The organism is Sulfitobacter sp. HI0129 (assembly GCF_001635395.1).
Lineage (GTDB): Bacteria > Pseudomonadota > Alphaproteobacteria > Rhodobacterales > Rhodobacteraceae > Sulfitobacter.
In genome coordinates this window covers 1-13,004 of record NZ_LWGH01000262.1, presented here as the reverse complement: position 1 = coordinate 13,004, position 13,004 = coordinate 1, and the positions used below count along the sequence as shown (strand labels likewise).

Here is a 13,004-nt window from a genome sequence, read left to right as displayed (position 1 = left end):
TCGAACCTCGCCGCCGTCCCCTCCATCGTTTTCGGCATCCTCGGGCTGGCGGTGTTCATCAACTACATGCACCTGCCCAGTTCCGCGCCGCTGGTGGGGGGACTGGTGCTGACGCTGATGACGCTGCCCACCATCATCATCTCCACCCGGGCCTCGCTCAAATCCGTGCCGCCGTCGATCCGCGATGCGGCGCTGGGGGTAGGGGCCAGCAAGATGCAGTCGGTTTTCCATCACGTGCTGCCGCTGGCCGCCCCCGGTATTCTGACCGGCACGATCATCGGGCTGGCACAGGCGCTGGGGGAAACCGCACCGCTTTTGCTGATCGGCATGGTGGGCTTTATCGCATCGAACCCGCCGGACGGCATCGCCTCCGGCCTGATGGACCCAAACAGCGCCATGCCGGCACAGATCTACGAATGGGCCAAACGCGCCGACCCGGCCTTCTATGAGCGGGCATGGGGCGGTATCATCATCCTGCTCGTGTTCCTCGTGACGATGAACGCGATCGCTGTCCTGCTGCGGCGCAGGTTCGAGCGGCGCTGGTAAAAGAAGGGCTGAACGAGACGTGAAAGAAGACAGAATGACAGCGAATGCAGAGGCCCCCGGGACGGAGCCCAAGATCTCCGCCCGCAACGTGCAGGTCTATTATGGCGACACCCACGCCATCAAGGACGTGAGTGTCGACATCGAGGACAAGACCGTCACCGCCTTCATCGGTCCTTCGGGCTGTGGCAAGTCGACTTTTCTACGTTGTATCAACCGGATGAACGACACCATTGATGTGGCCCGCGTCGAAGGCGACATCCGCATCGACGGAGAGGACATCTACGACCGCCGCGTCGATCCGGTGCAGCTGCGCGCCAAGGTCGGCATGGTGTTCCAGAAGCCAAACCCCTTCCCGAAATCCATCTACGACAACGTGGCGTATGGCCCGCGTATCCACGGATTGGCCCGCAACAAGGCGGAACTGGACGACATCGTCGAACGGGCCCTGCGTCGCGGCGCCATCTGGGACGAGGTGAAGGACAGGCTTTCCGCCCCCGGGACGGGCCTTTCCGGGGGGCAGCAGCAGCGGCTCTGCATTGCGCGCGCCGTCGCGACGGAGCCCGAGGTGCTGTTGATGGACGAACCCTGTTCGGCGCTCGACCCGATCGCCACCGCGCAGGTCGAAGAATTGATCGACGAGTTGCGGCAGAATTATTCGGTCGTCATCGTCACCCATTCGATGCAGCAGGCCGCCCGGGTCAGCCAGAAGACAGCCTTCTTCCACCTCGGCCATCTCGTGGAATATGGCGAGACGGATCGCATTTTCACCGCTCCCGAAGACCCCCGGACGGAAAGCTACATCACCGGCAGAATTGGATAAAACAATGTCAAATCAACATATTGCATCCGCTTTTGACCGTGACCTCGAAGGCGTCCAGGCCCAGATCATGAAGATGGGCGGGTTGGTCGAGGACGCGATCCGGCTGGCGGCGGAATCCCTTGAGACGCGCGATGAGGAACTGGCCGAGAAGGTCCGGGCAGGGGACAAGGCAATCGACGCGCTGGAGGACGCCATCAACGAACGCGCGGCCCGCATCATCGCATTGCGCGCGCCTACAGCCATCGACCTGCGCGTGATCCTCAGCGTCATCAAGATCAGCGCCAACCTGGAACGTATTGGAGATTATGCGAAAAACATGGCCAAGCGGACGGGGGTGCTGGCGCAAATGCCGCCCGTGGGCGATGGCACAGGCGCGATCCGCCGCATGGCCAAGGTCGTGGATGGCATGCTGAAGGACGCGCTCGACGCCTATATCCAGCGCGACCCTGAATTGGCGGCGGATGTCATCGCCCGCGATGAAGACGTGGACCAGATGTACAACGCGCTTTTCCGCGAATTCCTGACCTTCATGATGGAAGATCCACGCAACATAACCGCTTGTATGCACCTGCATTTCATCGCCAAGAACACCGAGCGCATGGGTGATCACGTCACCGCCATCGCCGAACAGATCGTATATCTCGTGACCGGGCAGCACCCGGACGAGGCGCGACCCAAGGCCGATGTGACCTCCGTGACCCCGGTAAAGCCGGAGAGCTGAGCCGTGAGCGCGTTGCAATCGCAGGTGCTGCTGGTCGATGACGAGGCCGCGCAGCGCGAGGTGCTTGCCTATAACCTCGAAGCCGAAGGCTATGCCGTCCGCCACGCCGAAGATGGCGAAGAAGCAATGCTGATGATCCGCGAAGCCGCGCCCGATCTGGTGATCCTTGACTGGATGATGCCACGGCTCAGCGGGATCGAAGTCTGCCGTCAGCTCAAAATGAACAAGGAAACCCGGGACATACCGGTCATCATGCTCTCTGCGCGGTCCGAAGAGGTCGATACCGTGCGCGGGCTGGAAACCGGCGCGGACGACTATGTGGTGAAACCCTACAGTCTGCGCGAACTGATGGCGCGCGTCCGAGGACAGCTGCGCCGGTCGAGCCCGGCGGCACAAGGCGCGGTGCTGACGTTCGAGGACATCACGCTCGATGGTGAACGCCACCGTGTGACACGGGGCGAGACCGAAGTGAAACTGGGCCCGACGGAATACCGGCTGCTCGTGACCCTGATGGAACGCGCGGGGCGCGTGCTGAGCCGTGAGCAATTGCTCGATTACGTCTGGGGCCGGGACATCTTCGTCGATACCCGCACGGTGGACGTTCATATCGCGCGATTGCGCAAGGCACTGACGAAAGCAGGCGGTTCGGATCCGATCCGAACGGTAAGAGGCAGCGGATACGCCTTGGGATAAGGCGTTTCGTTCGATCATTTATTTACATAATATAGATTACAGGCTTTTTGCTTTCCGTCCGGGAAAGACGCCCCCCATTCCTCCTCCTACCGCCAAACGACCAGCAATGGTGGACAGATAGCGGTACATTGCCTTAACTGCGGAAAACTTCTGCGAGGCACCCATGGCGTCGATACTCATCCTGAACGGTCCCAACCTGAACCTGCTCGGCACCCGCCAGCCAGAGGTCTATGGAACGACCACGCTCGCCGATATCGAAAGCGCCTGCCAGGCGCATGCGGAAAAATCGCGGCATGAAGTGGCGTTTTTTCAATCGAACCATGAAGGCGAAATGATAGACGCGCTGCACGATGCGCGCGGACGGCATGATGGCGTCATCCTCAACGCCGGTGCCTATACCCATACCTCTATCGCCCTGATGGACGCCATCGCCTCGATCGAACTGCCGACGGTCGAAGTGCATCTGAGCAATATTCACGCCCGGGAAGCGTTTCGCCATCACTCCTACGTGTCCAAGGTCGCCCTGGGCCAGATATGCGGTTTCGGGGCGACGGGCTATTTGCTGGCAATCGACGCGCTGGGGGCACATCTGGGCGAATAAGTAAGGAAATACAACCACTTACCTTTCCAATCTCACCTGAATCCGCGCACAAAAAAGGGCGGTACGTTCGCGCGTACCGCCCTGTTCTCATTCAAATTTTCGGGGCAGATCAGCCCTTGGCGGCCTTGGCCACTTCGGCGGCGAAATCTTCCTTCACCACTTCGATGCCTTCGCCGACTTCAAGACGCACGAAACCGGTGATGGTCGCACCTGCTTCTTCGGCGGCCTTGCCCACGGTCAGATCGGGGTTCACCACGAAGGGCTGGTTCAGCAGCGTTACTTCGGACATGTACTTCTGCATCCGGCCCGTGATCATCTTTTCGATCACCTGCTCGGGCTTGCCGGATTCGCGCGCGATGTCCATCTGGACCTGCTTTTCCTTTTCGACGACCGCGGGGTCGAGATCGTCTTCGGAGAGCGAGGCCGGGTTCACCGCGGCGATATGCATGGCCACCTGCTTGCCAAAGGCTTCGTCACCGCCGTTCATGGCGACGAGAACGCCGATCTTGCCCATGCCGGGTGCCACCGCGTTGTGCACGTAAGAGACGAGCGTTTCACCGTCGAGCGATACCATGCGGCGCAGCGACATGTTCTCGCCGATCTTGGCGATGGCGTCCGTCAGCGTCGTTTCAACGGTCTTGCCGTTGATCTCCGCCTGCTTCAGCGCCTCGACGTTGTCGACCTTCAGCGCGGCTTCGGCGATGTTGCCCACCATCGACTGGAACTCGGCGTTCTTGCCGACGAAATCGGTCTCGGAGTTGACCTCGACCGCGACGCCGTGGCCGCCTTCGACCTGAACGGCCACGAGGCCTTCGGCGGCGGTGCGGCCGGACTTCTTGGCCGCTTTGGCCAGACCCTTGGTGCGCAGCCAGTCAACGGCGGCTTCCATGTCGCCGTCGGTTTCGGTCAGCGCCTTCTTGGCGTCCATCATGCCTGCGCCTGTGGTGTCGCGCAGTTCCTTGACCATGGATGCTGTGATAGCCATCTCTTGGTTCTCCTCTGGAAATACTTGTGCTTTCGGGGGCGGGTCCGGCCCGCGCCCCGCATCGGGAAACCGGGGCAGGTCCACCCTGCCCCGCAAATGTCATCCGCGGATGCGGATCAGCCTTCGGCCTTTTCCTCGGCCTTGGCGACGGTCTCTTTCTTCGACTCGATGTCGTAGGGCGCGTCTTTTGCCATGGCGTCGTCCGACACGGTCTCGGAAGAAGCGTTGCCGACCTCGACCCCGGTGGAGGCCTCTTCGGTCAGTGCGTCTTCTTCCGGGGCCTCTTCCATGGCGCCGATGTCGACACCGGCGGCGCCGAGCTGGGCGGACATGCCGTCAAGTGCGGCACGGGCTGCCAGATCGCAGTAAAGCGCGATGGCGCGGGCCGCGTCGTCGTTGCCGGGGATGATATAGTCGATACCATCGGGCGAGCAGTTGGTGTCGACAACGGCGACAACCGGGATGCCCAGCTTGTTCGCTTCGGCAACAGCGAGTTGTTCCTTGCGCACGTCGATGACGAAGATCAGGTCCGGACGACCGCCCATTTCGCGGATACCGCCCAGCGACGCTTCCAGCTTGGACTGGTCACGCTCCATGCCCAGACGCTCTTTCTTGGTCAGGCCCTCGAAGCCGCGCTCCGACTGTTCGTCGATGTTCTTCAGCCGCTGGATGGACTGGGACACGGTCTGCCAGTTGGTCAGCGTGCCGCCGAGCCAGCGGTGGTTCATGTAGTACTGGGCGCATTTCTCGGCCGCCTCGGCGATCGGCTGGGCCGCCTGACGCTTGGTGCCGACGAAAAGAATGCTGCCGCCCTTGGCGACGGTGTCACGGATCACCTGCAGCGCCTGGTCCAGCATGGGGACGGTCTGGGTGAGGTCCATGATGTGGATCCCGTTGCGCGCGCCGTAGATGTACGGGCCCATGCGGGGATTCCAACGCTGTGTCTGGTGGCCGAAGTGTACGCCTGCTTCAAGCAATTGGCGCATGGAGAACTCTGGAAGAGCCATGGTCTTTTACCTTTCCGGTTTAGCCTCATCGGGGGTATGACGCGTCTTCCCTAAGGAGTGGCGCCAACCGGCGGACATGCAGGGATTTCTCCCCCACAGGCCCAACCCCGACTGCGGGTTGAAGTGTCGCGCGTATAGGACAGCTTGGCTTCGGGCGCAAGGGGGGTCGGATGGGCAGCGGATTGACTATGCCGCGCCGGGCGATATCCGGCCCCTCCCCCTGCCTCAGGGCGTGGGTTCGTGCAGCCCGTTGCGCACCATGGCTTCCGCCGTGCGGGCCATGGCCTTGCGATCCTTCAACAAATCGCGCGCCAACGGGGGATGATAGGTCAGGATCACCGAACCACGGCCCGGTTGCGACAGCACGGTCCTGAAATGCTCCGCCAGCGCCATATCGCCCCACCAGCCATAGTGCCGCGCGTCCGCCCCGGGGGGCGCCACGTAGCGCAGGGTCAGGGGCTGGATGGCAGCGCTCGCAGGCATGTCGGTAAAGGCGGCGAAGAGCGCGGATTTGAAAGACAGCACCTGAAGGCCATCGGTCGTCGTACCTTCGGGAAAGAACGCCAGCAGGAAACCGTCGCGGATGCGCTGGCGCAGCAGATCCCGCTGCGCGCCCGCCTCCGCAGCTTCACGCTTGACGAAGGCGGTGCCGGTGACGCGGGCGAGCAGCCCGATCCCGGGCCAGCCCGCGACCTCGGACTTCGCGACGAAGCACACCCGGGTGGTGGCATTGATGGCGAAAACATCGATCCACGAGATATGGTTGCTCACCAGCGCACCGGCGCGGGCCATGGGGCGGCCCGATACCTTCAGCCGCAGGCCAAGGATGATGAGGCCGACGCGGCACACCGCCTGCGTCACATAGGGCGTTATCGGTCGATGCGCGCCCCAGACCGGTCGCTCCACCAGCCGCAACAAACCCAACACCACCAGCCCGACGCCGATCACCGTGAGCAAGGCGAGAACCCGGAGCACAAGCCTCAGCCAGCCGGCGGCCGATGGGGTCTTCACCTCTGGCAAGGTCTCGCTGTGCCAGGTGGGCGCCTTCATCCGGGCTGCCCCCCGTAGATGCGCAGCTGCCGCTCGCTCAGTTTCTTGGTATCCAGCACGAGGCAGACATCGGTCGTGTTGAACGCACGGTCGATAAAGGCCCCGTCGCCCACACAGCCGCCGAGGCGGAGGTAGGCTTTCATCAGGCTGGGTATCTGCAGCATGGCGCCGCGCCGGTCCAACCCTTCGGTCGGGATAAGGTCCATGGGCTGGCGGCCTTCGGCCCGCGCCCGGACCCGCAATTCCGGCGGCGCCAGATAGACGTGGTGAAGCAGCGAAAGCGGCTGGGCGAGCGCGGCGCTATCGGTGCCATGAAAGCTCGCCACGCCGAACAGCAGTTCGATATCATGTTCCGCGACATAGGCGGCCAGTCCGGCCCAGAGCCGGTGCATGGCGATACCGCCGCGATAGTCGCGATGCAGACAGGACCGACCGAGTTCCAGAAGCCGACGGCCCGTGGCTTTGAGCGGGCCGATGTCATATTCGCCTTCGGTGTAGAACCCCCCTGCCCGATCCGCCATGTCGGACCGCATCAGCCGGTAGACCCCGATCACATCGCCGGTACGATTGTCCGTCAGCAGCAGGTGATCCACGAAGGAATCGTATCTGTCACGTTCCAGCCCCGCGGCATGGTCCACCATCGTACCGGAACCGCCAAGTTCCTTGACGAAGACGTCGTAGCGCAGCCGTTGCGCCGCGTGCAGATCCGACGTCGATCGGGCAAGACGCACGCTGAAATCCTGTGACGCGCCATGGATCATGCGGTCGGTTGCCCTTCTTGCGACAGTCGCAGGGGACATAGGCGCATTGACGGCGGAGCGCAATCCGCCCTGCCCCCGCCAGCGGCGATCCCCCTTCACGTTGACCTTGAGGTAACCCCCGCAAATTAAGAGGTCATTAACCTTTTGACGAGAATGATCCCTCATCGAACACCGGAACAAGGCCTACGCGAAAACTGTCTATGACCATCTTTCCTTCGTCGCGAAAATTCACCGTCAACCTGCCATCGATGTTGCTTTGCACCTGTCCGACGCCCCATTCGGGCCGCTCCGGATGGCGGACCAGCATACCGGGGGTCAGGATCGCGTTCAGGTCTTCCATGCGCCGTCCTTTCGCTTTGCGGGCCGTGCCGTGAACGGGGCCGATAGCGCGCTTGGCGCCCTTATCGGCAGCCGCATCTGCCATGACCTGATATCGCCCATCGGCGCCATCAACAACGGAATAGAACTCATGACCATGGCCGGGGGCACGAAAGGCCCGGAAATGGCATTGATCGAGGAATCGGTGGGCCATGCGAGCGCGCGGATCCGGTTTTTCCGGCTCGCCTTCGGGGCGGCCGGCGACCAGATGGTCGGCCGGGATGAGGCGCAGGCCGTCCTGAGGGATACCTACGGGGCAAGTCGGCTGCGCATTGGCTGGGATGCCGGCCCGGCCCAGCCGCGCAATTCGGTGCGGCTCGCCTTTCTGGGGTTGCTCTGCCTTGAAACCGCCCTCCCCTTCGGCGGCGAGGTGGAGATTACGGCGCGGGGGGAGAGTTGGACGCTGCGCGGATCGGGCGCCAAGCTGATGCCCGACCCCGAAACATGGGCATTGCTGGCAGAGGAAGAACCGCGCGCCATCCTCGCCCCCTCACTCGTTCAATTCGCGCTGGCACCCGCAGTGGCCCGCGAAGCGGGCCGCCGGATCGAAACCAGCATCGGGGCAGAGGAAATTGTCCTGACCTTCTGAGGGTCTGCGGGGAATTCTCAGCCGCGCACCGTACCGTCACCGGTCACGATATACTTGAAACTGGTGAGCTGCGTGGCCCCGACCGGCCCCCTTGCATGCAGCTTGCCCGTCGCAATCCCGATTTCCGCTCCCATCCCGAATTCGCCACCGTCAGCGAACTGCGTGGAGGCGTTGTGCATGAGGATCGCGGAATCCAACCGTGAGGTGAAGGCCTCGACGGCCCCGGCATCCTCGGTGATGATGCAGTCGGTATGCTGGGAGCCATAACGGCGAATGTGATCAATGGCTTCGTCCACGCCGCTGACCTGACGCGCGGCGATGATACTGTCGAGATATTCGCGCCCCCAGTCGTCGGACCCGGCGGGAACGGTCCCGTCGACCGAAAGAAGAGCTTCGTCCGCCCGCACCTCGACGCCCGCGTCGATCAGGGCACGCAGCACCCCCTTGCCGATGGTCGGGGCGATCTTTTCGTGGATCAGCAGACATTCCGCTGCCCCGCAGATGCCGGTGCGCCGGGTCTTGGCATTCAGCACGACCTTCAGCGCCTTTTCGGGATCTGCATGTTCATCGATGTAGATATGCACGATCCCTTCGAGGTGGGCAAAGACCGGCACCCGGGCCTCCCGCTGGACGAGCCCCACCAGCCCCTTGCCCCCCCGGGGCACTATGACGTCGATGGAGCCGGTCATGCCCAGCATTTCGCTGACGGCAGCGCGGTCGCGCGTCGGGACGAGCTGGATGGTGTCTTCGGGCAGGCCCGCATCGCGCAATCCCTGCTGCAGACAGGCGTGAATGGCCCGCGAGGAATGAAAGGACTCCGACCCGCCGCGCAGGATCACCGCGTTGCCGGCCTTGAGGCACAATGCACCGGCATCCGCCGTGACATTGGGCCGGGATTCGTAGATCACACCGATCACGCCAAGCGGCGTGCGCACCCGCTTGATATGCAGACCCGATGCCTGATCCCACTCCGCCATGACCTCCCCCACCGGATCGCGCTGGTCGGCGATGGCCCGCAGGCTGCCCGCGATGTCGCGAATACGCCCTTCATCAAGGCGGAGCCTGTCCATCATCGCGTCAGACAGCCCCTTTTCGCGCCCGTATTCGAGATCGCGGGCGTTGGCCGCCAGAATATCGCCGGAGGTCGAGAGCAGGGCATCAGCCGCGGAAATGAGCGCGGCGTGCTTGCGCTCCGCCGAGGCGGTCGCCACCTGCGCCGCAGCGGCGCGCGCGCGTTGGCCAATGTCCTGCATCAGCGTTTTCACATCTTCGCCGGCATCAGTCATGGTCGGTCCTTCTGCTTTGTTTACAGGTGTTTGAACGTCGCTTTTCATCAGATCGCCATGTCGTCCCTGTGTATCACCGCGGCACGTCCGGGATAGCCCAAGAGGGTTTCGATACGGTCCGACTGGCACCCCATGATCTGGGCGATTTCCTGCGCGGTATAGCGCACGAGCCCATGGCCGAGCACGCGCCCGTCCGGCCCGAGGATCGCGATACTGTCCCCGCGACCAAAGCCGCCATCCACGCCTGTAACCCCCGCGGGCAAAAGCGATTTCCCGCGCGACAGCGCCGCCACCGCGCCCGCGTCCAGCACCACGCTGCCCCGGGGCTTCAACGCCGCGATCCAGCGTTTGCGGGCGGCCTTGGGGTCTGTATGGGCGGTGAACCATGTGGCGGGCGCGCCGCCGCTCAGCGCGGAAAGCGGTCGCATCACGGATCCTTCGGTGATGGCCAGCGCGCAGCCTGCTGCCGTGGCGGTCCGGGCCGCCATGATCTTTGTCTTCATGCCGCCCTTGGACAGCCCCGATCCCGCATCGCCGGCCATCGCCTCGATCTGCGGCGTGATCTCCTCGATCACGTCAAAGCGGCGGGCGTCCGGGTCCTCAGCGGGATTGGCGCTGTAAAACCCATCCACATCCGAAAGCAGAACGAGCTGATCCGCCCCCGCCGTCACGGCAATCTGCGCCGCCAGCCTGTCGTTGTCGCCAAAGCGGATTTCATCGGTGGCCACGGTGTCGTTTTCGTTCACGATGGGCACGACACCAAGCGACAACAACTGCTCCAACGTTGCCCGACTGTTGAGATAGCGCCGCCGGTCGGCACTGTCTTCGAGCGTGACGAGAACCTGCGCTGTGGTGATACCGTGGGGGGCCAGAACCTCTTCGTAGGCGCGGGCAAGCCGGATCTGCCCGACCGCGGCGGCCGCCTGTGCCTGTTCGAGCGCCAGCGTGGTGGCTGGCAACCCGAGCACCCCCCGCCCCAAAGCGATGGAGCCGGAGGAGACCACGACGACATCGATCCCCAGCCCCTTCAGCCAGGCGACGTCTTCGGCGAAGGCCTGCAACCAGTCATGCCGCAGCGCCCCCGTCGTCCGGTCCACCAGCAGGGCGGACCCGATCTTGACGACAAGTCGCCGCGCGTCGGTCAGGGTTGCCACGGCGCCTCTTCCTCTTGCGGGCGCTGGCGCAGACGGTCCTCGTCGATGTTGGAACGCAGAGCCCGCAGCACTTCCGTCACCCCTTCGCCCGCGACGCCGGACATTTCCATAACCTCACCGCCAACGGCATCTTTCAATTCTTTCAGTGCACTTGCGCAGCGTTCTTCATCCAATGCATCAACCTTGTTCAGGACCGTAACCCGTGGCTTTTCAGCCAGATCGCCGCCATAGGCTTCCAGTTCGGTGATGATGGTCCGGTAATCCTCCGCGATGGTTTCCGAAGTGCCGTCGACGAGATGCAGCAGCACCGCGCAGCGTTCCACATGGCCAAGGAACCGATCACCGATGCCCCTGCCCTCATGCGCCCCGGCGATGAGACCCGGGATATCCGCCACCACGAATTCCGTATTGTCGACACCCACAACCCCGAGGTTGGGGTGCAGCGTCGTGAAGGGATAATCGGCGATCTTGGGGCGCGCATTGGACGTGGCCGCGAGGAAAGTAGATTTGCCCGCGTTCGGCAGACCCAAAAGCCCCACGTCCGCGATCAGCTTGAGCCGGAGCCAGAGCGTGCGCTCCACCCCTTCCTGCCCCGGATTGGCGCGCCGGGGGGCCTGATTGGTGGAGGATTTGAAATGAAGGTTGCCGAAGCCGCCATTGCCGCCCCGTGCTAGCTGAACCCGCTGGCCCAGTTCGGTCAGATCGGCCAGCACGGTTTCCTGATCCTCGTCGAGGATCTCCGTACCCACCGGCACCCGCAGCACCAGATCCTCGCCATCCTTGCCAGTGCGCTGTTTGCCCATACCCGGCTGACCGTTCTTGGCAAAGAAGTGCTGCTGGTAGCGGAAATCGATCAGTGTGTTGAGCCCGTCCACGGCCTCTGCCCAGACGGAACCGCCATCGCCGCCGTCGCCACCGTCGGGACCGCCGAATTCGATGTATTTCTCCCGTCGGAAGGACACGCAGCCCCCGCCGCCCGCGCCGGAGCGGATATAGACTTTGCAGAGGTCGAGAAATTTCATGTGGGGCCTTTCCGGCGGTCAGAGCTTGCGGCTGTACGTCCAGGTGGGTACGGCAGCGTCGCGTGCAAGACAATATGTCTCCGCATCGCCGAGGTAGACAAAGCCCGCATTGGTCAGAACCTTGGCCGATGCCGGGTTGTCATGAAAGACCGAAGCGAACATGGCACAGTTTTCGAGCGGATTGGCGGCGACCAGCGCCTGTACCGCTTCGGAGGCGAGATGCGTGTTCCAGAACGCGGGCGCGACCCAATAGCCGATTTCGGATTGTGCCCGGTCCAGCCGGGTCAGGGTGATCACGCCCATCACCTCGGACGTGCCGGATTTGCTGCCGTCCATCACCCAGACATCTTCGTCACGCTCCTCCGCCATGGCGCGGGTGATGAAGGCTTCGATCACCCCGGGCGGCAGCGGGTGGGGAATGGACACGGTGGACATGGCGACGCGCGGGTCGCCTGCGTACATCTCGATCGGACCCTCATCGGACTTGCGCACGGGGCGCAACACGAAGCGTTCCGTTTCAATTTCGGGCTGCGTGGTAATATTGCCCATCTTCACCATTCCGTTCCTCCTCGGACCAAAACAAAAAGAACCGAAGCCACGGTGAGCGCGGCAAGGGTCCACATTAAAAAAGGTTCAAACCTCGATCCCGCCACGGTCGCGGCAAGACGATCCCCAGCCAGCGTCCACAGGGGGTGCAATACGACCTGGCAGGCCAACAATATGCCTGCAATGCTCAGGGTCGCTATAAAGGGTGACGTAGCCGGACCCACGAAAGCGGTGAATCCGCCGACGATCATGGCCCATGCCTTGGGATTCAGCGGGTGCACCACAAGTCCTGCGATGAAACCGGGCGCGCGGCCCATGTCCCGCTCGCTCGAAAGGCGCAGCCGCGCGACTTTCCATGCCAACCAGAAGATATAGGCCGCGGACAGATATTTCAACGTCGTGAAGACCCACGGCGCGCTGTCGGCAAGCTGCATCAGCCCGAATCCGACCGGCCAGACGACCAGCTGCTTGCCCAGCACGACACCCCCGACGAAGGGCAGCGCCGCGCGAAAGCCAAAGCGCGCCCCCGTGGCCATCAAAGCCATGTTGGCGGGACCGGGCGTGCCGATCTGGCTGGCGGCGAAGACCGCGAAACTGGCGAGGGCGACGGACATGCGCCGGGCCTCCGGGTGGGCGTGAAAGAAAAAAGGGGACCGGCCTGCGCCGATCCCCCTATGACATGCACCTCTTCGGGTCGGCTTACTCCGCGGCCTCCGCCACTGGCAGAACCGAAATGAAGGTACGGTTTTTCAGACCCTTGTGAAAGGTCACGGCGCCATCGACGGTCGCGAAGATCGTGTGATCCTTGCCCATGCCGACACCTTCGGCGGGCCAGAACTTCGTTC

The 13,004-nt window shown here is 63.3% G+C and carries 17 protein-coding genes; 6 read left to right on the top strand and 11 right to left on the bottom strand.

The window, feature by feature from the left end; all coding sequences use genetic code 11:
* The 5 genes from A3764_RS05260 to aroQ form a co-directional block, all read left to right on the top strand.
* A partial coding sequence (locus tag A3764_RS05260) for a PstA family ABC transporter permease (protein WP_150122077.1) occupies nt 1-546 on the top strand: 546 nt, incomplete at its 5' end.
* Between the two features lie 34 nt (nt 547-580).
* On the top strand, nt 581-1,366 hold the full coding sequence (gene pstB / locus A3764_RS05255) for a phosphate ABC transporter ATP-binding protein PstB (protein ID WP_067923652.1): 786 nt from the start codon (nt 581-583) through the stop codon (nt 1,364-1,366).
* Between the two features lie 4 nt (nt 1,367-1,370).
* Nucleotides 1,371-2,087 (top strand): phosphate signaling complex protein PhoU, encoded by a 717-nt coding sequence (phoU, locus tag A3764_RS05250; RefSeq protein ID WP_067923648.1) that lies wholly within the window; start codon nt 1,371-1,373, stop codon nt 2,085-2,087.
* Nucleotides 2,088-2,090: 3 nt separating this feature from the next.
* Entirely contained in the window at nt 2,091-2,780 is a 690-nt protein-coding gene (gene phoB, locus A3764_RS05245; protein WP_067923645.1) for a phosphate regulon transcriptional regulator PhoB, read from the top strand.
* A 163-nt stretch (nt 2,781-2,943) separates the two neighbouring features.
* Nucleotides 2,944-3,381, top strand: coding sequence for a type II 3-dehydroquinate dehydratase (gene aroQ, locus A3764_RS05240; protein WP_067925245.1), 438 nt, complete (start codon nt 2,944-2,946; stop codon nt 3,379-3,381).
* A 109-nt stretch (nt 3,382-3,490) separates the two neighbouring features.
* On the opposite strand, the gene tsf is transcribed toward aroQ, so the two are convergent.
* The 5 genes from tsf to A3764_RS05215 form a co-directional block, all read right to left on the bottom strand.
* Entirely contained in the window at nt 3,491-4,366 is an 876-nt protein-coding gene (tsf, locus tag A3764_RS05235; RefSeq protein ID WP_067925248.1) for a translation elongation factor Ts, read from the bottom strand.
* A gap of 116 nt (nt 4,367-4,482) precedes the next feature.
* Nucleotides 4,483-5,373: a 30S ribosomal protein S2 gene (rpsB, locus tag A3764_RS05230; RefSeq protein ID WP_067925251.1), complete on the bottom strand. Its 891-nt coding sequence runs from the start codon at nt 5,371-5,373 to the stop codon at nt 4,483-4,485.
* A gap of 225 nt (nt 5,374-5,598) precedes the next feature.
* A complete protein-coding gene (locus tag A3764_RS05225) occupies nt 5,599-6,423 on the bottom strand; it encodes a lysophospholipid acyltransferase family protein (protein WP_067925254.1) in 825 nt (274 codons plus the stop codon).
* Complete coding sequence (locus A3764_RS05220; protein ID WP_067925257.1) at nt 6,420-7,184, bottom strand: GNAT family N-acetyltransferase; 765 nt, start codon at nt 7,182-7,184, stop codon at nt 6,420-6,422. The genes A3764_RS05225 and A3764_RS05220 overlap by 4 nt, the downstream gene beginning before the upstream one ends.
* A 136-nt stretch (nt 7,185-7,320) precedes the next feature.
* Nucleotides 7,321-7,524 (bottom strand): DUF3553 domain-containing protein, encoded by a 204-nt coding sequence (locus A3764_RS05215; protein WP_067925260.1) that lies wholly within the window; start codon nt 7,522-7,524, stop codon nt 7,321-7,323.
* A gap of 30 nt (nt 7,525-7,554) precedes the next feature.
* On the opposite strand from A3764_RS05215, the gene A3764_RS05210 reads away from it, so the two are divergent.
* On the top strand, nt 7,555-8,151 hold the full coding sequence (locus A3764_RS05210) for a histidine phosphotransferase family protein (protein ID WP_067925263.1): 597 nt from the start codon (nt 7,555-7,557) through the stop codon (nt 8,149-8,151).
* 17 nt (nt 8,152-8,168) lie between these two features.
* On the opposite strand, the gene A3764_RS05205 is transcribed toward A3764_RS05210, so the two are convergent.
* The 6 genes from A3764_RS05205 to A3764_RS05180 form a co-directional block, all read right to left on the bottom strand.
* Nucleotides 8,169-9,485: a glutamate-5-semialdehyde dehydrogenase gene (locus tag A3764_RS05205; RefSeq protein ID WP_082851124.1), complete on the bottom strand. Its 1,317-nt coding sequence runs from the start codon at nt 9,483-9,485 to the stop codon at nt 8,169-8,171.
* Entirely contained in the window at nt 9,485-10,591 is a 1,107-nt protein-coding gene (gene proB / locus A3764_RS05200) for a glutamate 5-kinase (RefSeq protein ID WP_067925269.1), read from the bottom strand. Before proB ends, A3764_RS05205 begins: the two co-directional genes overlap by 1 nt.
* Entirely contained in the window at nt 10,579-11,613 is a 1,035-nt protein-coding gene (gene obgE / locus A3764_RS05195; protein ID WP_067925272.1) for a GTPase ObgE, read from the bottom strand. Before obgE ends, proB begins: the two co-directional genes overlap by 13 nt.
* An 18-nt stretch (nt 11,614-11,631) precedes the next feature.
* Nucleotides 11,632-12,162, bottom strand: a complete 531-nt coding sequence (locus A3764_RS05190) for a GNAT family N-acetyltransferase (RefSeq protein WP_067951285.1) — start codon at nt 12,160-12,162, stop codon at nt 11,632-11,634.
* 2 nt (nt 12,163-12,164) lie between these two features.
* Nucleotides 12,165-12,773 (bottom strand): LysE family translocator, encoded by a 609-nt coding sequence (locus A3764_RS05185; protein WP_067921118.1) that lies wholly within the window; start codon nt 12,771-12,773, stop codon nt 12,165-12,167.
* A gap of 85 nt (nt 12,774-12,858) precedes the next feature.
* On the bottom strand, nt 12,859-13,004 hold a 146-nt coding region (locus A3764_RS05180; protein ID WP_201722402.1), incomplete at its 5' end, for a 50S ribosomal protein L27.

Excerpts from the sequence above, each read along its gene's own strand:
- pstB (WP_067923652.1), top strand. The coding sequence starts at position 581 with ATGACAGCGAATGCAGAGGCCCCCGGGACGGAGCCCAAGATCTCCGCC.
- phoU (WP_067923648.1), top strand. The coding sequence starts at position 1,371 with ATGTCAAATCAACATATTGCATCCGCTTTTGACCGTGACCTCGAAGGC.
- aroQ (WP_067925245.1), top strand. The coding sequence starts at position 2,944 with ATGGCGTCGATACTCATCCTGAACGGTCCCAACCTGAACCTGCTCGGC.
- tsf (WP_067925248.1), bottom strand. The coding sequence starts at position 4,366 with ATGGCTATCACAGCATCCATGGTCAAGGAACTGCGCGACACCACAGGC.
- rpsB (WP_067925251.1), bottom strand. The coding sequence starts at position 5,373 with ATGGCTCTTCCAGAGTTCTCCATGCGCCAATTGCTTGAAGCAGGCGTA.
- A3764_RS05225 (WP_067925254.1), bottom strand. The coding sequence starts at position 6,423 with ATGAAGGCGCCCACCTGGCACAGCGAGACCTTGCCAGAGGTGAAGACC.
- A3764_RS05220 (WP_067925257.1), bottom strand. The coding sequence starts at position 7,184 with ATGATCCATGGCGCGTCACAGGATTTCAGCGTGCGTCTTGCCCGATCG.
- A3764_RS05215 (WP_067925260.1), bottom strand. The coding sequence starts at position 7,524 with ATGGAAGACCTGAACGCGATCCTGACCCCCGGTATGCTGGTCCGCCAT.
- A3764_RS05205 (WP_082851124.1), bottom strand. The coding sequence starts at position 9,485 with ATGAAAAGCGACGTTCAAACACCTGTAAACAAAGCAGAAGGACCGACC.
- obgE (WP_067925272.1), bottom strand. The coding sequence starts at position 11,613 with ATGAAATTTCTCGACCTCTGCAAAGTCTATATCCGCTCCGGCGCGGGC.
- A3764_RS05190 (WP_067951285.1), bottom strand. The coding sequence starts at position 12,162 with ATGGGCAATATTACCACGCAGCCCGAAATTGAAACGGAACGCTTCGTG.
- A3764_RS05185 (WP_067921118.1), bottom strand. The coding sequence starts at position 12,773 with ATGTCCGTCGCCCTCGCCAGTTTCGCGGTCTTCGCCGCCAGCCAGATC.